The sequence below is a fragment of the Herbaspirillum sp. CAH-3 genome, assembly GCF_009668275.1.
Lineage (GTDB): Bacteria > Pseudomonadota > Gammaproteobacteria > Burkholderiales > Burkholderiaceae_D > Herbaspirillum > Herbaspirillum aquaticum.
Genome location: NZ_VSWE01000005.1, coordinates 170,603 through 190,297, shown reverse-complemented (window position 1 = coordinate 190,297; position 19,695 = coordinate 170,603). Strand labels below are relative to the sequence as shown.

19 protein-coding genes are annotated in these 19,695 nt (G+C 64.7%); 11 read left to right on the top strand and 8 right to left on the bottom strand.

The annotated features are described in order from the left end of the window. Window positions 1–40: 40 nt before the first annotated feature. Together FYB76_RS08315 and FYB76_RS08310 are read right to left on the bottom strand one after the other, a co-directional pair. Window positions 41–1,594 (bottom strand): efflux transporter outer membrane subunit, encoded by a 1,554-nt coding sequence (locus FYB76_RS08315; RefSeq protein WP_141106962.1) that lies wholly within the window; start codon window positions 1,592–1,594, stop codon window positions 41–43. 139 nt (window positions 1,595–1,733) lie between these two features. Next, window positions 1,734–2,918 (bottom strand): citrate synthase family protein, encoded by a 1,185-nt coding sequence (locus tag FYB76_RS08310; protein WP_154133328.1) that lies wholly within the window; start codon window positions 2,916–2,918, stop codon window positions 1,734–1,736. Between the two features lie 103 nt (window positions 2,919–3,021). On the opposite strand from FYB76_RS08310, the gene FYB76_RS08305 reads away from it, so the two are divergent. The 4 genes from FYB76_RS08305 (at window position 3,022) to FYB76_RS08290 (ending at window position 6,665) form a co-directional block, all read left to right on the top strand. Beyond that, the gene (locus tag FYB76_RS08305; protein WP_154133327.1) at window positions 3,022–4,407 is read left to right on the top strand and encodes a CoA transferase; all 1,386 of its coding nucleotides are present in this window, start codon (window positions 3,022–3,024) and stop codon (window positions 4,405–4,407) included. Between the two features lie 49 nt (window positions 4,408–4,456). Further along, window positions 4,457–5,149, top strand: coding sequence for a signal peptidase I (lepB, locus tag FYB76_RS08300; protein ID WP_154133326.1), 693 nt, complete (start codon window positions 4,457–4,459; stop codon window positions 5,147–5,149). 108 nt (window positions 5,150–5,257) lie between these two features. Continuing rightward, window positions 5,258–5,908, top strand: a complete 651-nt coding sequence (locus tag FYB76_RS08295; protein WP_255475289.1) for a TetR/AcrR family transcriptional regulator — start codon at window positions 5,258–5,260, stop codon at window positions 5,906–5,908. A 418-nt stretch (window positions 5,909–6,326) separates the two neighbouring features. Continuing rightward, the gene (locus tag FYB76_RS08290; protein WP_229296920.1) at window positions 6,327–6,665 is read left to right on the top strand and encodes a hypothetical protein; all 339 of its coding nucleotides are present in this window, start codon (window positions 6,327–6,329) and stop codon (window positions 6,663–6,665) included. A 22-nt stretch (window positions 6,666–6,687) separates the two neighbouring features. On the opposite strand, the gene FYB76_RS08285 is transcribed toward FYB76_RS08290, so the two are convergent. From FYB76_RS08285 to FYB76_RS08270, 4 genes are read right to left on the bottom strand one after another with little or no spacing between them, the layout of a single operon-like run. Then, entirely contained in the window at window positions 6,688–7,485 is a 798-nt protein-coding gene (locus FYB76_RS08285) for an endonuclease/exonuclease/phosphatase family protein (RefSeq protein ID WP_154133325.1), read from the bottom strand. Beyond that, window positions 7,485–9,827, bottom strand: a complete 2,343-nt coding sequence (locus FYB76_RS08280) for a VTT domain-containing protein (protein ID WP_154133324.1) — start codon at window positions 9,825–9,827, stop codon at window positions 7,485–7,487. The genes FYB76_RS08285 and FYB76_RS08280 overlap by 1 nt, the downstream gene beginning before the upstream one ends. A gap of 54 nt (window positions 9,828–9,881) precedes the next feature. Continuing rightward, window positions 9,882–10,055 (bottom strand): hypothetical protein, encoded by a 174-nt coding sequence (locus FYB76_RS08275; protein WP_154133323.1) that lies wholly within the window; start codon window positions 10,053–10,055, stop codon window positions 9,882–9,884. A 33-nt stretch (window positions 10,056–10,088) separates the two neighbouring features. Next, window positions 10,089–10,874, bottom strand: a complete 786-nt coding sequence (locus tag FYB76_RS08270; protein WP_088754416.1) for an SDR family NAD(P)-dependent oxidoreductase — start codon at window positions 10,872–10,874, stop codon at window positions 10,089–10,091. A 335-nt stretch (window positions 10,875–11,209) separates the two neighbouring features. Between FYB76_RS08270 and FYB76_RS08265 the strand changes: the two genes are divergently transcribed. From FYB76_RS08265 to FYB76_RS08235, 7 genes are all read left to right on the top strand, one after another. Next, a complete protein-coding gene (locus FYB76_RS08265) occupies window positions 11,210–13,648 on the top strand; it encodes an ATP-binding protein (protein ID WP_088754417.1) in 2,439 nt (812 codons plus the stop codon). 51 nt (window positions 13,649–13,699) lie between these two features. Beyond that, complete coding sequence (locus FYB76_RS08260) at window positions 13,700–14,425, top strand: methyl-accepting chemotaxis protein (RefSeq protein ID WP_088754418.1); 726 nt, start codon at window positions 13,700–13,702, stop codon at window positions 14,423–14,425. Then, on the top strand, window positions 14,422–15,030 hold the full coding sequence (locus FYB76_RS08255; RefSeq protein WP_154133322.1) for a hypothetical protein: 609 nt from the start codon (window positions 14,422–14,424) through the stop codon (window positions 15,028–15,030). The genes FYB76_RS08260 and FYB76_RS08255 overlap by 4 nt, the downstream gene beginning before the upstream one ends. 31 nt (window positions 15,031–15,061) lie before the next feature. Next, complete coding sequence (locus tag FYB76_RS08250) at window positions 15,062–16,015, top strand: chemotaxis protein CheX (RefSeq protein WP_088754420.1); 954 nt, start codon at window positions 15,062–15,064, stop codon at window positions 16,013–16,015. A 76-nt stretch (window positions 16,016–16,091) separates the two neighbouring features. Beyond that, window positions 16,092–16,460, top strand: a complete 369-nt coding sequence (locus FYB76_RS08245) for a response regulator (protein ID WP_008329138.1) — start codon at window positions 16,092–16,094, stop codon at window positions 16,458–16,460. Window positions 16,461–16,633: 173 nt separating this feature from the next. Then, window positions 16,634–16,900: a BrnT family toxin gene (locus FYB76_RS08240; protein ID WP_088754421.1), complete on the top strand. Its 267-nt coding sequence runs from the start codon at window positions 16,634–16,636 to the stop codon at window positions 16,898–16,900. Next, window positions 16,887–17,174 carry a BrnA antitoxin family protein gene (locus FYB76_RS08235; protein WP_088754422.1) on the top strand — a complete coding sequence of 96 codons (288 nt, stop codon included), beginning with the start codon at window positions 16,887–16,889 and terminating at the stop codon, window positions 17,172–17,174. The genes FYB76_RS08240 and FYB76_RS08235 overlap by 14 nt, the downstream gene beginning before the upstream one ends. Before the next feature lies 1 nt (window position 17,175). Here the strand turns inward: FYB76_RS08235 and FYB76_RS08230 are convergent, their stop codons facing one another. Beyond that, window positions 17,176–18,042 carry a PCC domain-containing protein gene (locus FYB76_RS08230; RefSeq protein WP_154133321.1) on the bottom strand — a complete coding sequence of 289 codons (867 nt, stop codon included), beginning with the start codon at window positions 18,040–18,042 and terminating at the stop codon, window positions 17,176–17,178. Between the two features lie 307 nt (window positions 18,043–18,349). After that, complete coding sequence (locus FYB76_RS08225) at window positions 18,350–19,666, bottom strand: voltage-gated chloride channel family protein (protein ID WP_154133320.1); 1,317 nt, start codon at window positions 19,664–19,666, stop codon at window positions 18,350–18,352. Between the last annotated feature and the right edge of the window lie 29 nt (window positions 19,667–19,695).

Below are 19,695 nucleotides of genomic sequence, written 5' to 3'. Positions count from 1 at the left end.
TGGAAATGTCACGTTGGATTCGGTATGTGCAATGTCCGCTTCAGCGGGCCGCCATCGGTGCCTGGGCATTGGCCGGATCGATTTGTCCGACCTGCCAGCCGCCACCGGTGGCCTTGATCAATGCCACGCTGGCGACCAGCTGCCGACCCAGCAGCGTGACGGCGCTGCGCTGGTTGGTCAGGGAAGTCGCCTGGGTGGTCACCACCGACAGGTAGGTCACGGTACCGGCCTGGTATTGGCTCAGGGCCAGCCGCTCGGCCAGTTGGGCGGATTTGACGGCCTGGGCCTGGACGGCGCTTTCCTGGTCCAGCACGCGCAAGGTAGAGAGGTTGTCCTCCACATCCTGCAGGCCGGCCAGGACCGTCTGCTTGTATTGCGCGGCGGCGGCGTCATAGGCGGCCAGGGCGGCATCGTTGCGGGCACTGCGTGCGCCACCGTCGAAGAGGGTCTCGGCCAGGGCGGCACCCAGCGACCAGACCCGGCCCGGGGTGTTGAAGAGATTGGCGAAGGAGGCGTTGTTGTAGCCGCCGCTGGTGGAGAGCGTGAGCGTGGGGAAGTAGGCGGCCCGTGCCACGCCGATGTTGGCATTGGCGGCCGCCGCCAGGCGCTCGGCGTTGGCGATGTCGGGGCGGCGCTCCAGCAGGTCCGACGGCAGGCCGGCCGGCATCTGCGGCAGGCTCGCCTGCAGCCGCTGGGCGTTGGCGTCCATGGCGCTGTCGCTGGCCTCGGCCGCTGGCAGCGGGGCCAGGCTGAAGGCGGCGGGTGCCTTGCCGATCAGCATGGCAATGGCGTGCTCGAGCTGGTTGCGGGTGGCGTCCAGGTCGATCAGCTGGGCCTGGGCCGAACGCAGTTGGGTCTCGGCTTGTGCGACATCCGAGCGCAGCGCGGTTCCGGCTTCGTATTGATGGCTGGTCAGTTGCAGCGAGCGCGTGTAAGCCGCCACGGTGCGGCGATACAGATCCTTCTGCAGGTCGGTCACGCGCAGCTGCAGGTAGTTCTGCGCCAGCGTGGCCTGGATCGCCAGCCGGGCAGCGGCCAGGCTGGCGGCACTGGCTTCGGCGTTGGCGTCGCCGGCCTCGGCACCACGGCGGATGCGGCCCCAGAGGTCGGCTTCCCAGGAGGCATTGAGGCCCACGGTGTAGTTGTCGGCCAGGCGTTGCACGCCGTTGGTGTTGGTCTGCGCGCGCGTGGCACCGGCCTGTGCACCGACGGTCGGCCACAGGCTGGCACGGGCGACAGCGGCGGTGGCCTGGGCCTGGCGATACTGGGCGGCAGCCTGCTGGATGGTCTGGTTGGCGGCGTTGGCCTGGGTGACCAGGTCATTGAGGATGGGGTCGCCATAGGCTTCCCACCAGCGCTGGCGGTCATCGGCCAGGCGCGGGGCGGCCACTTTCCAGGGGCCTTGCTCCTTGTAGGCCTGCGGCAGGTCCATGGCCGGTCGCACGTAGTCGGGCCCGACGGCGCAGCCGCCCAGCAGCGCGGCCAGCGCCAGCACCGTCATTCCCTTCTTGGCGCGGAAGGGGGAGTGTTGTGGGGGATGAGTGAAATGACGACGACTGACGCTGGCTGCGGCGCGGCGAAACGGGACGACCATAGGGCTCACGATGATGGCTTGCGGATGAAGGGCTGGCCGGCCCGGCGGCGCCCCTCAGCGCCCACGGCCGACCTCTGCTTACGGCGTTAATGTAAGCCCGGCCCCTCAACGCGAGGCTGACATCAACATGACAATTTTGTCAGCCAGGACGGACACCGACATAGGCCGCACGCGGCCGGATCAGGCTGCCGCCGCGGCCCTGTTCCAGCGCATGGGCGATCCAGCCCAGGGAGCGCCCCAGCGCAAACAGGCCGAAGGCACTCCCGGGCGGCAGGTGCAGATGGCGCCGCACGGCGGCCAGCGCAAAGTCCACCGAGGGCGGGTGCCCGGTCAGTTCGCGGACCACCTCGATGGCTTGTTGCCAGCGCGGATGGACCGGTAGCAGCGGCGCCAGCAGGGCGCAAGCGCGCACGTCGCCCTGCGGATAGAGATGGTGACCGAAACCGGGCAGCTCTTCGCCGCGCGCCAGTCGTTGGCGCAGGCTGTCGGCGGGATCGTCCTGTTCATCCAGCGTCTCGAGCAGGGCCTCGACCCGCGCCGTGGTACCGCCATGCAGCGGCCCGGATAGCGCAGCCAGCCCGCCGATGACGGCCGCCTGCAGGTTGGCACCGGTCGAGGCGATGCATCGGGCGGTAAAACCAGAGGCATTGAGTTCATGGTCGGCGCACAGCACCAGGGCACGGCGTACCAGCTGCGCGCCGGCCCCATCCAGTCCCCAGGCGCTGGCACATTGCTGGTGCAGGGGCGCGGTGGAAGGCGCCGTGCCGAGCAGGCAGGCCGCCAGGCGGCGTACCAGCAGGCCGCAGCTGGCCAGCTGGCGCGGCAGCGGCAGGTGCCATTGGGCGCCGATGTCTTCGGCGCAGGCCAGGGCAAACAGCGGCAGCAAGGTTTGTTCGGCGCGGCCTGCGCTCCACTCGGCCTGGACGCTCTCCAGCCGGGGCGGCCGGGCCGGCGGCACCGGGCCGAAGGCGTCGTCCACCGCGCAATCCCAGAGCAGGGCGGCGACCTCTTCGACGCTGGCCTCGGCGCTCAGGGTCACGGCATCATGGCCCCGGTAATAGAGCCGGCCGTCTTCGATCAGCGTGAGCGCCGATTCCAGCACCGGCAAGCCCCAGTCCAGCGCTGCCCGCGCCACCTCGCGCGGCTTGCGCCCACGGGAACGGCTGCCGGCCAGCCGCTCGACCTCGGCGGCCAGGTAGCGGCGGTCGCGCGCCTGCCCGCCGGGATGGGCGTGCAGCAGGCCGCGGCTGACATAGGCGTAGAGCGTCTGGCGGGATATGCCGAGCAAGGTGGCAGCCTCGGAGGAGGAAAGATAGCGGCTCATGGAGGCCCCTCAAAGACAGACAAGTTGATTAACTTAATCAATATTGACGATTAATTCAAGGCTAGTATCCTGCAGTCATTCCCCCTTCATTCCGAGGATTGCCATGACTTCCCTTTCCCCCTCGCAAAGCCTGCTTGCCACGATGTGGAGCGCCCTCGACGGCGATCCTGGCGCTCTTGCCGCCGTGCGCCTGACCGGCGAGGGCGATTTGCCCTCGGTGTTTGCCACCACGGACCTGGCCCAGGCATCGGTAGCGGCAGCCGGACTCGCGCTGGCCGGACTGGTCAGCAGTGCCGGGGGGCCCTTCCCCGGGGTGAGCTGCGATCGCCGCCTTGCAGCGATGTGGTTCAGCAGCAGCCTGCGGCCCGAGGGCTGGGCGCCGCCGCCTTTGTGGGATGCGGTGGCGGGGGATTACCGCGCCGCCGATGGCTGGATCCGCCTGCATACCAACGCCAGCCATCATCGTGCCGCTGCCCTGGCAGCGCTGGGGCTGGATGCAGGCCAGGCCACGCGCGAGCAAGTGGGGCGCGCCGTCTCAGGCTGGCGCGCCAGCGAACTGGAAAGCGCGGTAGTAGCCCACGGTGGCTGCGCCGCTGAAATGCGCAGCCAGGCGCAATGGGCAAGCCATCCGCAAGGCGCAGCCGTGGCGGCCGAGCCGCTGGTGGCCTGCCAGCACTTCGAGGCCGCTGCGGCCGCGCCGCGCCCGGTCGACGCAGCGCGCCCACAGGCCGGGGTACGGGTACTGGATCTGACGCGGGTGCTGGCCGGCCCGACGGCCACGCGTTTGCTCGCCGCTTTCGGCGCCGATGTGCTGCGCATCGACCCGGCCTCTTGGGAGGAACCCGGCGTGGTTCCCGACATGGCGCTCGGCAAGCGTTGCGCCGGACTGGACCTGCGCCAGCCGGCCGGGCGCGCCGCGCTGGAAGATCTGGTGCGGCAGGCCGACGTGATGGTGCACGGGTATCGTGCCGATGCCTTGGAGCGCCTGGGGCTGGGGGCGCAGCGGCGGCGCGAACTGAACCCGGGGCTGGTCGATGTGGCCCTCAATGCCTACGGCTGGAGCGGTCCGTGGTCGTCGCGGCGGGGCTTCGACAGCCTGGTGCAGATGAGCAGCGGCATTGCCGAGGCTGGCATGCGCGCCGCCGGCAGCGACAAGCCGGTACCGCTACCGGTGCAGGCCCTGGACTATGCGACCGGTTATCTTATGGCGGCGGCCGCCGTGCGCGGGCTCACGCGGCGCCAGACCGGTGGCGGCAGCCAATACCGCCTGTCGCTGGCCCGTACTGCCCGTCTGCTGGCTGATTATCCGGCTGCCTCAGGCCAATCGCCGCTGGCCCCCGAAACGCCGGCCGATGTGCATCCGCATCTGGAAATGACCGCCTGGGGCCCGGCCCGGCGCCTGCGTGGGCCGCTCGGCGTGGGGGTGGCCGCGATGGCATGGGACCGGCCGGCTTCGCCCCTGCGCAGCGTCCAGCCCGCATGGAGCTGATTTCATTTAGCATGGTGGTCTTCGTGAACACAATCAGCGAGACGGCAACATGAGCTTTCCCCTCAAACAACTGGCAGCGGCCAACAAGGGCCTGCTGGCCTTCATCGCTTTGATGGTGGTGTTTCGCAGCGCCATTGCCGACTACAACGTGGTGCCCAGCGGCTCCATGCTGCCCACCGTGATGGTGGGCGACCGCATCCTGGTCGACAAGCTGGCTTATGACCTGCGCCTGCCGCTGACCCACATCAGCCTGGCCCGCCTGGGCGAGCCGCGGCGCGGCGACATCGTCACCATCGATTCAAGGCAGGCCGGCGAATTGCTGCTCAAGCGCATCATCGGCCTGCCTGGCGACGTGGTGGAGTTGCGCGACAACGTGCTCTTCATCAACGGCCAGGCGGCCAGCTATGGCCCCGCGCACGCACGGCCCGAGAGCGGCGATGGGGTGGACCAGGCGCGCTATCGTGATGAAACGCTGGATGGCATGAACCACCTGGTGCGCCTCTCGGAAGCCCACCCCAGCCTGCACAGCAGCTTCGGCCCGGTCGTGGTGCCGGCCGATCACTACCTGATGCTGGGCGACAATCGCGACAACAGCATGGATTCCCGCTATTTCGGCTTCTTCGCCCGCAACGAGCTGATGGGACGTACCCGTCGCATCGCTTTCTCGCTGGATGCGGAGCAGTTCTACAAGCCCCGTCTGGAGCGTTTCGGACGCCGGCTGGACGCTGTCACCATGCAGTAATGGACTTGCCGGGTTTTTTGTCACAAAAATCTGCGTTTTTTTGCTGTCAATCGCTCAAGTTGTCCAAAAGCATGCCGTTATCAAGAACGGAATACATGCCTTTGTCATCTGGAGCACATCATTTCTCTCACCTTCATCTCCGACCCGGCCACCGGTCGCCGCAGGAATGCCGTCAGCCATGACGCCATCCTCGATGCCACTTATGTGATGCTCGAGGAGATCGGTTTCGACAAGCTCTCCCTGGAGGGCGTGGCTGCGCGCGCCGGTGTTGGCAAGGCCACCATCTACCGCTGGTGGCCCAACAAGAGTGCGCTGGCCATGGAAGCCCTGCTGCGAGCGGTGGAGCCCATGCCCCCCATTGGCGACAGCGGCTCGGCCCGTGATGACATCGAGCAGCACATGCTGCAACTGTCCCAGCTGCTGGGCGGCAAGTCCGGCCGGGTGGTGCGCGAGATGATCGCACTGGCCCAGTTCGAACCGGAAAGCAAACGCATCTTCAATGACAGCTACCTGGAGCCGCGCCGCCTGGCGCTGGTCAACGTGCTGCGCCGCGGAGCCCAACGCGGCGAATTCCGGGAAGACGCCGACCTCAACCTGGTCTTCGACCTGCTGTATGCCCCCGTACTGCAGCGTCTGCTGACCGGCAGCGGCGATATCGACGAGCGCCAGATTCAGTCCCAACTGAAGCTGGTCCTGGGCAGCATCGCGCTGTCGCAACCCATTTTGACGCCTAGTAAAATTTCGAGCCAACAAGCGTAAATTTTGTTGAGCAGTGCCCTGATTGCACCTAGAATCCGAGACGAAACGTATCGTATTGGTTCTGGGCAAGTGAACTTTTGCGTCAAAAATCAGCGATTCCGGGTGACCGGGGTGGCCTGAAAGCGCCCGCAGACGGCGACAAACGACGATAAAAATCCATGTCTTCCTCCGCAGAGGGTGCGGAGGACAGCCCTCGGGAAATACGAGCCGCCGGTATGGCAGGCGGCCTGTTTCTTCCCATGCGCCGGTGCAGGCCGGCGTTTTTCCACGCTACGTTGATCCGAACAGACATCGCCGGTTTTCCTCACGGGGAGACTGGCTCATGGTTGCCGCAGCGCATTTGGGCGTCGTCATGACGGCGCAGCGGTGACCCAGGGGCAGACCAGACATGCAACACAGGCCAGTGCAAGGGGGAAACATGCACAGCAACGCCATGCAGCCATGCCGGGGCGGTAACGCCTCGCCACGCCGCGACGATTTGTGCCGCCGTTACCGCAAGATGCGGCGATGGTGCCTGACCGGTTTCGTCGGCATCCCGCTGTTATTGGGATTTCTCTGGCTGCAGTTCGTGGCCGCGCGCAGCGGGGGCGAATTGTTCTACGCCGATCAGGTGTGCGATTGCCGCGAGGCGGCATCGGTATGGGTACGGGATTATGTCTGGACCCAGATGATCTGGTTGCCGGGCAATATGCTGTTCCTGCTGATCTGGATCGCGCTCGCAGTCAAGCTGTGGAGCGGCAAGCGCAACGCCGGCTGAGAAATTTGCAGCAGGCCCGCGCTCATCCGGCTATGTGCGCCACCAGCGGCAAGTGATCCGACGCCACACGCGCCAGCGCCGTGCGGTGCACATGCACCTGCAGCAGGCGCTGGCGCGGGCTGATCCAGATGCGGTCGAGGGCAAACAGGGGCAGCCGCGAGGGGAAGGTGCGCGGTGCCGGTGCTGCCTCGAAGTGGGAGACCAGCCAGCGCAGGGTGCGCCCCCACATGAACCATTCATTGACATCCCCCATCAGGATCACGGGGGCCTGGTCAGTATCGAAGGCCTGCAGCAAGCGCTTGATCTGGGCGCGCCGTTCAGCGGGCTTCAAGCCGAGATGGGTGGCGATCACCCGCAGCATGTGGCCGTGGCAATCGATATCAGCATCCAGCGCGCCACGGGGCTCGCGGCTGCCGAAGGAGAGGTCGATGCTCTCTTTGGCCAGGATGGGATAACGGCTCAGGACCGCATTGCCGTAGCGTCTTTCCTCGCTTTTCATGGTCGGGCCTTCCACTGCAAAGAAGCCGGTTTCCTCTTTCAGCAAGGCCAGCACATCCGGCTGCGCGCTGCCGCCCAAGGGGACTTCCTGCAGCGCGACCACGTCGGCTTTGATCTCCTGTAACACCCGGGCGATGCGCCCGGGCGCGAACCGTCCGTCCGTGCCCACTGCACCGTGGATGTTGTAGGTGGCCACCGTCAGGGGCCAGGGATCGAGGTCGCGCAGCGGCACGTCCCCGCTGAGGACGAGCTCGGTATCGGACAGCGCGTGCGGTGCCGGGGCACCCTGCGGCGTACGGCGGGACAAGGTTGCGGAACGCATCAGGCCTGCCTTGCCTCCACACCGTGTTCGGCATTCAGGCGCGCCATGCCGTCGTCGCTGGACGGTGTCGTCGCCTGGACTTTGCGTGGCTGCTCGGTGACGGGCCTGCCGGAGGCGCTGTCGCGGGACTTTGCGGCCGGCTTGCCGGACTTCTTGCCGTCACGTGGCTTGAGCAGCTTTTGCAGGCCGAAGGCCATCAGCATGAGCGCGGCAGTCACGCCGACCAGGATCAGTACGGTCTTCATGCTGGGATGGCGGATGGCTTCGGCCAGGTTATGCGAGAAGACCACCGTCAGTACGATGCCAGGGAGCATGCCGATGAGCGTACCCAGCAGGTAGTCACGCATGCCCAGGTGCGAAGCGCCAGCCACCACGTTGACCACGGTAAACGGCGCGATGGGCAGCAAACGCACCACCGCCATGGCCGCGATGCCGCGCTGGGCGAAGCGCCGGCTCAGGTTGTTGATGCGCGGGCCGAGCATGTCGCGCAGCGCGTCGTGGCCCAGCCAATGCCCCAGGCCAAACCCGAGCAGGGCGCTCAAACCCACGCCCGCCGTGGCATAGAGGCCGCCATTGACAGGTCCGAACACCACCCCCGCCACCGCGATCAGTACCGTGATGGGCACCATCAGCATGCCCGCCACGACAAAGGCGGCAATGACAATGGCCGGTGTGAAGGGCATCTTGTCGACGCTGCGGGCCAAGGCGATCAATGAACTCAGGTTGATCCACTCGCGCAGTGGCGTGAAACGCCAGGCCAGCGCAAAGACCACCAGCGCCACGGCCAGCACGCCCAGGCCGACCATGCGGCGCGGAACGGGCTTCCTGGCGCTGCGCGGCACATAGGCGTCGACGATTTCATCCGGGCTGATGGGGCGCTCGGGGTCGAAGACGGCGTTGTCCTGGGTCAGCGCATCCAGTTCCGGAATGAGGCGTGGATCCATGGGCCGCAGTTCGCGCCGCTCAGGTTGGCGCAGGCTGGCGATGGCCGCGTGCAAGCCGTGCTCTCGCTGCAGCGCCGCCTGTACATCGGCCGGCGCCACGCCGAGGTGTTCGGCCAGCAGGCGATTGCGCATGAGGGCGATGGCGTTGCGGATTTCTTCCTGCTTGGCAGCATCGCCCTGGACCTCGATGGTGAGGTTGCATTCGGTGTCGAAGGCCATGGAGCGATTGCTCATGTTGGCGGAGCCTACCGAGATCATCCGGTCGTCCATGGTGAAGACCTTGCTGTGCACGTTCAGGCAGCTGCCGTCTTCCAGGCCGGGCAGGTGCGGACAATACATCTGGTAGCGGGCGTCGGCCTCTTGGCCCTGTTCATCCAGCGCGCTCTTGAGGCGATGGTGGATGCGTGCGCGCAGGGCGCCCATGGTGGCCTGTTCCAGCCAGCCGCTTTGCGTCTGTGGCGAAATCACCGCCACTTCCGGTCCCTCGGGTTCACGCAGCCGGGCACCGATGGCCTCGGACAGCACGTTGGAGGTGAAATACTGGTTCTCGAAGAACAGGTGTTGCCGGGCAGCGGCGATGGCGTCCAGATACAGTTCGCGTACCTCGAAGACGCCCGGCCGGCCCTCGTAGGCAGGCTCGGTGCGGGAAATGCCGACCTGCAGGTCACGCAGGTCCGGTTCGAAACCTTGCGGCCACGGATCCTCCGAGGGCAGCGCCAGCGCAGCTTGCATCAGCGGACGGCGTTCGGCATACCCGGCCAGGCTCCAGCGGCGCCGTGCCAGTTCGCCAAGCGCGCGGGCAGCATCGCCATCCACCATGGCCTGCACATCGTGGAAGGGCGCATAGGGCTTGTCGTCGGGATCGCGCCGCAGCGGGTGCTCCGGCAGGTGCTCCGGGGTATCCCAGCGGCAGCGCGTGAGGTCGAGGCCACCGACGAAGGCCAGCTTGTCATCGATGACCACGATTTTCTGGTGATGCGACGCCCCCACCGGATGTCGCGCATCCGTGCGGAAATGCAGGCGTTTGTTGCGCGGCCGGCCGGGCTTGCGCGCCATCATCCATTCGCGCTCCAGCGCGTAGAGCATGGCGTAGTCCCAATTGAGGACGTGGATGTGCAAGTCGGGCTGGCGCTCGACCAGCGCGTGCAGCAGGTCACCCAGCTGCGGCGGCATGCCGTCGTCATTGATCCCCGGTACCAGCACGGTACGGCTATCGATATCCCATCCCAGGATGTAGACGCTGCGCCGTGCATTGAGCAAGGCCAGGCGCAGCGCGCGGAAATAATCCGCTGCGTCAATGAGCAGCTTGAAACGCCCTGCATGTTCTTGCCGCCAGCAATTGCGGCCGGGCTGCAACAGCGCTGAAGGGGCAGGGTCCTGGACAGTGGTGGACGACATCGGAGCCTCCGGGGAGTCGGTGGTCATTGGGGTGATGGTTGTTGTTGTGGGTGCTCAGGGTTTTCCCACCGAAATCGGATGCTCTTCGTCCGCCGCGGGATGTTCCGGCGAGGGACGATCACCGCCGCCCTTGACCGCATCGTGCGGAAGCGGGGTCGGCTTGCGCTGGTCCATGCCGGTTTCGGTCGCCTCGGTGGTGTCCTCGGGCAGGGGGATCTTGTCGCTCACGATGTGCTCCTCTTCATTTGGTTTCACAGGTGGTCATTGCGCTGGCTGGCCATTGGAGGCCGTCACGCCGCCATCGACAGGCAGATTCACGCCGGTCACGAAACCGGCGTCGGGACTTGCCAGGAAGGCGATCACCGAGGCGATTTCCACGGGGTCGGCCCCCCGGCCCAGCGGGATGCGTTCGGCGAATTTGGCCAGCTGTTCCTGGTCCTCTGCCACGTCGGCGGTCATGGCGGTGAAGGTCAGGCTGGGGCAAACCGCATTGACGCGCACGCCCTTGCGGCCAAAGTCCATGGCCATGGCGCGCGTGAGGTTGACCACCGCGCCCTTGGAGGTGTTGTAGGCTGCCAGATTCCAGTCCGCGCCCAGGCCCGAGACCGAGGCCACGTTGACGATGCAGCCGCGCGTCTTTTCAAGGTGCGGCATGGCTTCGCGGGCGCCGTAGAACACCCCGTTCACGTTGGTGGCCTGCACGTGATGCCAGTCTTCCGGGCTGACCTGGGTGATATCGCCTTCGGCAAAAATGCCGGCATCGCTGACCAGTACGTCAAGGCGGCCGAAGCGTTCGATGGCGAACTCCACCATCTGCTTGACGTCTTCGTGGTGCGAAACATCCGTTTCGCGCGCGGCCGTCCGGTCGGCGGGGAGGGAATCGAACACTTTCGTCAGGGCCGCAGCATCGCGGTCAGCCACCAGGACCGACGCGCCTTCGTCCGAAAACCGCCGGGCCGTGGCTTCGCCGATGCCGGAGCCGGCACCGGTGACGATGACGACCTTGTCCTTGAAGCGTTGCAGTCGGGAGGGATTGAGGCTGGGCATGCGGGCTCCTGTTCAATGTGGAAAGCTTGTGGGCGGCCAGGCGCGACAGGCCCTACCGCCAAAAGCTTCACATTAGGCCCTTCCTCGTTGGCGGCCCATCGGACAGCTCCCCAAGCTGATGTAGGAAGATGCTGTCGCAGCCCCCCTTGAAACGGGCGAATGCGAGTCGCTGAACCCGGCAGGGGTGAAGGTTTTTGTTGTCACGGAGCAGTAATACTTCAGTGCAACAATGCGCCCCGCATCCAGACCGGCTGTTCATTCGTTCAGTTTCCCGGGAAGAAACTGAAGCAAATGTCCACACCTCGCCGGTTCACCGCCACCTCAAGGGGACTTCCATGACCATCCGCATGCGTATCACGCTCTTGGTGATACTTACCTTCATCGCCATCGCCGGCATCGGCGGCTATGCGATGACGCAATCCCGCAGCAGTGCCGTCGAGGTGCGCTCGGTCACGGAGGGTGTCATGCCCAGCGTGCTGGCTTCGGCCGACCTGATGGGGCAGTTGAAGGACGTGCAACTGGCCGCCATGGTGATGGTCAACGAGACCGACAACCAGCTGGTCGCGCAAGAAAACGACAAGCTGGCCGAAAAGAAGGCCGTCCTCGAAAAAGCCCTGGCGGCCCAGGCCGAGCAGGCGCAAGGCGTGGCCCAGCGCGGCTTGATCGAACAGGCCAAGGAAAGCCTGGACAATTATTTCGGCGCCATCGACACCACGGCCAAGTTCAAGCTGGCCGGCAAGAACGAGATCGCGCAAGCGCAGTTCTTCGGCGGCGTGATGCAGTACCAGACCGAGCTTGAAGGCATCGTCAACACCCTGCGCATCGAGAAGAACCGCTTCAAGGACAACGCCATTGCCTCGTTGAACGGCAAGCTGGCGCAGACCACCACCACCATCAGCATCGTCACCGTGGTGGCGGTGCTGCTGCTGGGCGGCATCGGCTTCCTGCTGTATCGCCAGATCACCGGCCCGATCAGCCGCATGGCCGCCATGATGGGCGAGATCGCCACCAGCCAGGACTTCACGCGCCGCCTGCCGGTGCAGCGCATGGATGAAGTGGGCCATTCCATCGTCGCCTTCAACGGCATGGTCGAGAAGATCGAGCAGGCTTCGGCCCAGGTACGCCAGAAGACCGCCGACATGCAGGCCATGTTGCAGAACATCCCGCAGGGCATTCTCACCATCGTCGATGGCAACAAGGTGCATCCGGAATATTCGGCCTTCCTGGAAACGGTGTTCGACACCACCGACATCGCCGGCCGCGACGTGATGGAACTGGTCTTCTCCGGCACCAATCTCGGTGCCGACACGCTCTCGCAGATCGAAGCCATCGGCGGCGCCTGCATCGGCGAAGACGTGATGAACTTCACCTTCAACGAACACCTGATGGTCGGCGAAATCGAAAAGACCATGGCCGATGGCAGCGTGAAGATCCTCGACCTCTCCTGGTCGCCGATCACCGATGAGCAGGACCTGGTGATCCGCCTGATGCTGTGCGTGCGCGACGTGACCGAGCTGCGCCACCTGGCCGCCGAAGCCAACGAGCAGAAGCGCGAACTGGAAATGATCGGCGAAATCCTTGCCGTGGCGCCGGCCAAATTCAGCGAATTCATCGCCAGCGCCCGCCGCTTCCTGGACGAGAACGAGCAGATCGTCCACCAGAACCCGCAAGCCACGGCCTTTGCCATCGCCAAGCTGTTCCGCAACATGCACACCATCAAGGGCAATGGCCGTACCTACGGCCTGCTGCACCTGGCCAACGTGGTGCACCATGCCGAGCAGCACTACGACGACCTGCGCCACCCGTCCAGCGGCGCTGCCTGGGACCAGCAAGAATTGCTGCTGCAACTGGGCCAGGTGCGCGAGATCATCGACCGCTACGCCCGCATCAACGACGTGACCCTGGGCCGTGGTGCCAGCGCCGGTGCCGACCAGGTACTGCCGGGCTATGAGCGCCATGTGCTGACGATCGATCGCAAGCACATCCAGGAAAGCCTGCTGCGCCTGGAAAACGTCAACACCGCCAACCTGCACGAACTGGTGGCCGTCCGCAACGACGTGCGCCGTACCCTGCGTCTCTTGGGTACCGAGACCGTCGAGGCTGTGCTGGCGCCGGTCATCGATTCGCTGCCGGCGCTGGCCAGCGACCTGGGCAAGGCTGCCCCGGTGGTGCAGATCGACGACAACGGCTACGTGGTCCACAGCTTTGCCGCCCCGCTGCTGCAGAACGTCTTCATGCACCTGATCCGCAATGCGGTCGACCACGGCCTGGAGTCGGCCGAGGAACGCTTGGCCCACGGCAAGCCTGAAGCCGGCACCATCAAGCTGGAAATGGGCGTGATGGACGACATGTTCCAGATGGCCCTGTCCGACGACGGGCGTGGCCTGGCCCTGCACAAGGTGCGCCAGATCGGCATTGAGAAGCAGCTCATCAGCGTGGACCAGGTGCTGACCGACGCCCAGATTGCACGCCTGATCCTGCAGCCGGGCTTCTCCACCCGCAGTGAAGTGACCGAGGTGTCCGGACGCGGCGTGGGCATGGATGCGGTGCTGGACTTCGTGACCCGTGAACACGGCAAGATCGAGATCTGCTTCACGGATCGGGAGGAGGGCGCTGCCTTCCGCGCCTTCCAGATCATCGTGATGCTGCCGGAGAACGTGGCGGTGGAAGTTGACGGCATCGATGTGCCTTATCCGGTGGCCGGGCAGGACCACGCACCGGTCGCGGTGCAGCCGCTGGTACTGCCGCAGGGCGGCGATCCGCAGGTGGCCTGAGCCGTCCGCTGTCGTTACCCTGGAAACATCAACCTGCAGGAAATCAGATCCATGTTTGAATCCCTTCTCCTGGTGGCGCTGGGCGCCGCCCTGGCCGGCCTGCCGATGGCTGCGCTGTGGCTGCGCCAGAAGCGCCGGGCACGCCAACTGGTCGACGCCGGCCAGCTGGAACGCGTGCGCGACCAGGCCCAGGCGGCGCTGGCCGAGCAACAGCAGCAATGGGCCGCGCACCAGCAACAGCTGGAGCAGGACAGGCTGGCCGCGCAGCAGCATATGGCCGAGATGCGCCGCGAGAGCGAGGCCATGATGGCGCGCCTGTCCAGCGAGCAATCGGATCATGTTTCGCGCGTGCGCCAGAGCTGCGATGAATCGCAGGACACCATCAGCAAGCTGCTGGGCCTGGTGCGTACCTTCGAGCGCTGGCATGACGACATGAACGAGCTGATCGCCCACAACCGCGAGATGCATCGCAAGAACGACGAGTTCGCCCTGATCGTGAACCAGGTCATCATCGTGGCCTTGAACGCCTCCATCGAAGCCGCACGCGCCGGTGTACATGGTCGCGGCTTTGCAGTGGTAGCGCAGGAGGTGCGTGACCTGGCGCAGCGTGCCGAGAAGCTCTCCAAGAGCTATCGCGCCAACCTGTACCAGAACGACCTGATCACCACCACCACCTTCCAGGACCTGCAAGCCGGCGGCAAGATGATCATGGGTGCCGTCATCGGGCTGGACCTGATCAACAAGAAGACCAGGCAAGCCCTGGCCGAAGCAGCATGAGCGCCAATGACATGGACGAGCTGCAAGCCGTGGCCGGGATCATCACCGATGAGCGCATCAGCGCCAGCGCCCGCGATGGTTTCGACACGCTCTTGCAGCAGGCGCTGCGCAGCAGCCTGGTGCCTGCGGACGCTACGGCGGAGATATCGGTAGTCGAAGACGTGGCCGAGCTCACCGAAAAGAAGATGGTGGTGCTGACCATTTCCTCCTATCTGTTTCGCCTGATGGTGATGTTTCATTTCAGCCCGGATATGGCGACCCGCGGGCATTTTGCGCGGCTGACGCGGGTCTCTGCCGGTGAGATGGACGAGCGGGCCTTGATGGATGGGATCGCCGAATGCGGCAATCTTTGCTGCGGCATCTTCAACCGCGAGCTGGGGCGTTTCTTTCCGCACCTGGGCATGTCCACGCCCAACGTGATCGACACGCAGTGCGTGGCCTACCTGCAAAAACTCAACTGCGCGCACGTGCGGCATTTCGCCATCGACATGCCGGACGCGCCGCGTCTGCACGTCTCGCTGGCCGTCTCCACTTATGACCGGCTGGACTTTGCGGTGGCACCGGGCGAAGAGGCCGACACCACGGGCGAGCTGGAACTGTTCTGACCATTCATCGATTCGGGGGAATCTCATCATCATGCAAGCCTCTGCCAGCCTCGACAACGCCATCACCAGCAAGGTGCTGGTCCTGGACCGCGATGCCGACTGCTACGACACCATCAAATCCTTCTGCGAGCGCCACAACCTGGTCGGGCTGAAGGCCCATGAGGAGCATGTGATGGCCGTCTTGCGCAGCAACGTGGACCTGGGCGGCATCATGCTCTCGGAAAGCCTGGCCGGACTGGGCGAGGGCGGGCCGGGCCTGGCGCGCCGCATCCGCGAAGTGCGCCCGGAGTTGCCGATCTTCCTGCGTCGCCGGCGCGAAGCCGCTGATGCCGAACTCTCCGGGCGGGACAGCGAACTCTTCAGCGCCGTCTACCGCATCGAGGAAATCGATGCCCTGGCACCGGCGGTGGCCTCGTCGATCTTCAGCCAGCAGTATCCCAATGCGCTGGTGCGCGGCATTGCCGAGATCAGCCGCATGGTCCTGGAGAGCCAGTTCCCGGACATGCAGGTCGAGATCGAGCAACCTTACCTGGTGCGCGACCGCATCATTTTCGGGGAAGTGTTTACGCTCATTCCGCTGGAGAGCAGCTGGTGCCGTGGCTACATGATGCTGCAGGCCGAGCAGAAAACGCTGCAGGCGCTGGCGCCGGAGGAATCGGGCGACTTCCGCCATCTCAACAATGCGCTGGGCGAATTGACCAACCTGATCTGGGGCTGGTTCAAGAACCGCTTCATCAACCAGGCCCAGCCCATTCATCAGCTGAGCCAGGTGCCGATCATCATCAATCACCAGCATCGCTACATTTCCTTCGGTTCGGAGGATGCGCAGCTGTGCTTCAAGTACTTGCTGCGCCGGGATGGCGGCGCACCGCTGGTCCTGCTGCAGCGCTTCATCTTCAACCTGTCGTGGTCGCCGGAAGATTTCACCGAGAACCAGACCTCGGTGGAAGAGCTGTTCGAATCCGGCGAGCTGGAACTGTTCTGAGGCCGGGGCAGCTCCCCGGCATTGATTTATCTTCCCCTCAAGCAATTACGCAAATCAAGCAAAGAGAGAATTCAAGATGGCACAAATCCTGGTAGTGGACGATTCGAGCACCGTGCGCGCCGAAGTCGGTGACTTCCTCAAGAAGAATGGCCTGGACGTGGCCCTGGCCGTGGATGGCCGCGACGGCCTGGCCAAACTCAAGGGCGACCCGGCCATCAAGCTGGTGGTTTCCGACGTGAACATGCCCAACATGGATGGCCTGACCATGGCCGAGAAGATCCGCAGCGAACTGGGCAATGCCAGCGTGAACATCATCATGCTGACCACCGAGAACTCGCCCATCATGAAGGAACGTGGCAAGGCGGCCGGGATCAAGGGATGGATCGTCAAGCCCTTCAAGGGGGAGGCGGTGTTGCCGACGTTCAAGAAGCTGGTGGGTGTTTGACGAGATTCGTCTAGATTGAACATTGAATCTTCATCAAGTAGTGTCAACACGAATAGGCCCGCAGTGATGCGGGCCTATTCGTTTGTGTCTGCCGTCGGAGCAAAGCTGGTTTATTAATCGTAGCTACGAATATTGGTTGAAGAGCGGATTAAGTGTAGTTACAATTAATCCCCATGCAGATTACATTCGACCCGAAAAAAGACGCCATCAACCGACACAAGCACGGCGTTTCACTAGCAGAGGCGGCGGCCATCGAATGGGACACGGCATTGCTCAGCGTCGACCGCAGGTTTGACTATGATGAGGTTCGGGAAATCGCGATTGCCTACATCGGTCTGCGGCTCCATGTGGTGGTCTTCGTGGAGCGAAATGAAGTGTTGCGCATCATCAGTCTGCGCAGGGCAACCAAAAGGGAGATACAACACTATGCCGAAGCTTAAACAAGGAACAATCGTACCCACGGCCGCCGAAGATGTGGCGCTCACCAAGGCCGCGTTGGCGGATCCGGACGCGCAGCCTCTCACGGCAGCGCAGTTCGCCACGATGCGTCCGGCGCGCGGACGCGGCAGGCCGGCGGGAAGTGGTTGCAAGGTGCAAGTGACGATGCGCTTTGATCAGGACATCGTTGAGGCTTTCAAGGCCGGTGGTGATGGCTGGCAAAGTCGGATGAACGGTGCCTTGCGGGAATGGCTGGCGCAGCACAAGCCTGCTTGAATCACTTCTCTTCCAGCACCAGTTCGAAACAGATCAGTACGGGATTGCTGCCGCGCTTGAGCACCCCCTCACAGACCTGACCTTGGGGATTGATGAGGCCGATGTCCAGGCGCCCGATGCCATCGCGCACTTCGCCCGAACGGACCAGGATTTCAGTGGCGCGGTCGTCCAGTACGCGTCCGTCTTCGAATTCCGCCCCGATGATGCTGCCCACGCTGCCGCGCACGATGGCATCGCGCATGCCGTGCTCCGCGCAGGCTTGTTCGACGGCGATGGTCAGGTCCTGGTCGGGCCGGATGCGTGCCAATACCACGCGTTTTCCACTCGCTGAAAGAGGCTGGTCGCTTAACCGAGTCGGGTAGAACAGGGTGAAATTGGTCTCGGGATCGTAGCGGGTCGCCATGGTGGCGTCGTGCAGGCCCCAGGCTTGCGCGGGGGTACTTGCGCCAACCTCGGTTTTTTCCATCATCAGGTGACCGCCCTGGCGCTGTCCGTCGCGGCCGCGCCAGATGGCGTGACAGTGCACGAAAGGCTCGCCATCCTTGCGTCCGGCGGTGGCGCAGGCGTATTCGATGACCGTTCCTTCTTCCATCGCATGGGGTGCGCTGTAGAAAGCGGCGTGCTGGTCATCCACCGCCAGGGCGGGCATCAGGAAATGCAGGGGGGCGACGGGAAGGTTGGCGAAGCGCACGGTACCGCCATCCAGGCCCGCGCGCGCCAGGGGAATGCAGATGGCGTCGCGCAGGTTCATCCCGGCTTCGAGCATGAAATCGAGATACATCGCCGGACCGGACAGGGTGACGATGCGCTGCGGGTCGGGCGCGCCAGGATGGCGGACGGTGCGGGCGAAGGCGGGTGTGGCTGGCATGCGGTCTCCTTGGCAGCTGGGCTGCGGGCGGTGCGGCTTTGAGGGGCCGTCGGGGCTGGTTGGTTTCGGCGATTATCGCGCGTTCGGGGATGGGATGCCGGTGAATGTTTTTAAACCGTCAGCATGCAGATGAGGTTTGCTGCTGCACCTTTTCACCCGCAGTGCGTGCTGACACCTGTGCGCACACCTTTGCCCCGGTCAGCAGTACAGTTCGAGCCAATGACCATTACAGTCCCGATACAGCTCACGGTACAGTTCTGCCATCCCCCTCCTGCTCAACGAGACAGCAGACCCGCCTGGCCTGTCATCACTTTTCGCCAGCGTTCTCCGATGCTTGTTCCTCCCGGCGCTTTGCCTTGTAAGCCCCGATCTCTCCAATCCTCAATCCTTCCGGCAGCGACAGGTACTTCCCTTGTCCCACACGTTGTGCGTGGTAGATGCCGGTATGTCCCGAGAACAGATACGCCACCACGCAAGCCAGCGCCGCAAACGGACCGATCTCCGGCCCGAACAATTCGACGGCCATGATGGTGGAGGCAATCGGCGTATTGGCCGCGCCCGCAAAGACCGCCACGAAGCCGATTCCGGCCAGCATCGAAAAAGGCAAATGCAGCAGCGGTGCGAGTGCATTGCCGACGGTCGCCCCGATGTAGAAGAGCGGTGTGACTTCGCCACCCTTGAAGCCGGTGCCCAGCGAGGTCACCGTAAAGACCATCTTGCCCAGGAAATCCCAAGGGGCCAGCGGTTGCTGGAAGGCTTCCACGATCACCGGGATGCCCAGGCCGATGTAACGTTGCGTGCCCAGCGCCCACACTGCCACCGCCACGATGGCGCCGCCGATGAAGGGGCGCAGCGGGGCATAGCTGACGTGCCGTTTCATGAAGCCCGAGAGGCGGTGCGTGCTGTTGGCAAACACCATGCCGACCAGGCCGAAGATCACACCGGCAGCAATCACCGCCGCCACGCTCGCCAGCGCGACCGGCACCACGCCCCCCATGTGGTAATGGGTGTGATGCACGCCCCAGGCCAGCCCGACCTGGTCGGCCGCGATGGCCGCCACGAAGCAGGGCAGGATGGCGTCATAGCGCATGCGGCCGATGGCCAGCACTTCGAGACCGAACAGCGCCCCCGCCATCGGCGTACCGAAGACCGAGGCAAACCCGGCGCTGATTCCGGCCATCAAGAGGATGCGCCGGTCTTGCGGGCGCAGGCGCAGCAGCGTGGTCAACTGATCGGCCAGCGCACCGCCCATCTGCACGGCCGTGCCTTCCCGCCCAACGGAGGCGCCGAACAGGTGCGACATCACGGTGCCAAACAGCACCAGCGGCGCCATGCGCAGCGGAATCACCTTCTTCGGATCGTGGATTTCATCGATGAGCAGGTTGTTGCCGGCTTCGACCGGCTTGCCGGTCTTCAGGTACAGCCAGCCCACGGCAAAACCGCCCAGCGGCAGCAGCCAGATGATCCAGGGATGGGTTTCACGCCAGTGCGTGGCGTAGTCCAGCGCAAAGAGGAAGAAGGCCGAGGCCGATCCGGCCAGCGCCGCGATCAGGCAGGCGATCAGGCACCACTTGAGGATGTAGGGCAGCAGGTGCAGCTGTTCAGGGAGTTTTGGATTTTTCATGTGACCAGAGTGCTGAATGAACATCCTGG

Excerpts from the sequence above, each read along its gene's own strand:
- FYB76_RS08315 (WP_141106962.1), bottom strand. The coding sequence starts at position 1,594 with ATGGTCGTCCCGTTTCGCCGCGCCGCAGCCAGCGTCAGTCGTCGTCAT.
- FYB76_RS08285 (WP_154133325.1), bottom strand. The coding sequence starts at position 7,485 with ATGCGTTCCGCAACCTTGTCCCGCCGTACGCCGCAGGGTGCCCCGGCA.
- FYB76_RS08305 (WP_154133327.1), top strand. The coding sequence starts at position 3,022 with ATGACTTCCCTTTCCCCCTCGCAAAGCCTGCTTGCCACGATGTGGAGC.
- FYB76_RS08230 (WP_154133321.1), bottom strand. The coding sequence starts at position 18,042 with ATGCCAGCCACACCCGCCTTCGCCCGCACCGTCCGCCATCCTGGCGCG.
- FYB76_RS08250 (WP_088754420.1), top strand. The coding sequence starts at position 15,062 with ATGCAAGCCTCTGCCAGCCTCGACAACGCCATCACCAGCAAGGTGCTG.
- FYB76_RS08265 (WP_088754417.1), top strand. The coding sequence starts at position 11,210 with ATGACCATCCGCATGCGTATCACGCTCTTGGTGATACTTACCTTCATC.
- FYB76_RS08225 (WP_154133320.1), bottom strand. The coding sequence starts at position 19,666 with ATGAAAAATCCAAAACTCCCTGAACAGCTGCACCTGCTGCCCTACATC.
- FYB76_RS08255 (WP_154133322.1), top strand. The coding sequence starts at position 14,422 with ATGAGCGCCAATGACATGGACGAGCTGCAAGCCGTGGCCGGGATCATC.
- FYB76_RS08280 (WP_154133324.1), bottom strand. The coding sequence starts at position 9,827 with ATGTCGTCCACCACTGTCCAGGACCCTGCCCCTTCAGCGCTGTTGCAG.
- FYB76_RS08310 (WP_154133328.1), bottom strand. The coding sequence starts at position 2,918 with ATGAGCCGCTATCTTTCCTCCTCCGAGGCTGCCACCTTGCTCGGCATA.
- FYB76_RS08260 (WP_088754418.1), top strand. The coding sequence starts at position 13,700 with ATGTTTGAATCCCTTCTCCTGGTGGCGCTGGGCGCCGCCCTGGCCGGC.
- FYB76_RS08290 (WP_229296920.1), top strand. The coding sequence starts at position 6,327 with ATGCACAGCAACGCCATGCAGCCATGCCGGGGCGGTAACGCCTCGCCA.
- FYB76_RS08235 (WP_088754422.1), top strand. The coding sequence starts at position 16,887 with ATGCCGAAGCTTAAACAAGGAACAATCGTACCCACGGCCGCCGAAGAT.
- FYB76_RS08270 (WP_088754416.1), bottom strand. The coding sequence starts at position 10,874 with ATGCCCAGCCTCAATCCCTCCCGACTGCAACGCTTCAAGGACAAGGTC.
- FYB76_RS08240 (WP_088754421.1), top strand. The coding sequence starts at position 16,634 with ATGCAGATTACATTCGACCCGAAAAAAGACGCCATCAACCGACACAAG.
- FYB76_RS08245 (WP_008329138.1), top strand. The coding sequence starts at position 16,092 with ATGGCACAAATCCTGGTAGTGGACGATTCGAGCACCGTGCGCGCCGAA.
- lepB (WP_154133326.1), top strand. The coding sequence starts at position 4,457 with ATGAGCTTTCCCCTCAAACAACTGGCAGCGGCCAACAAGGGCCTGCTG.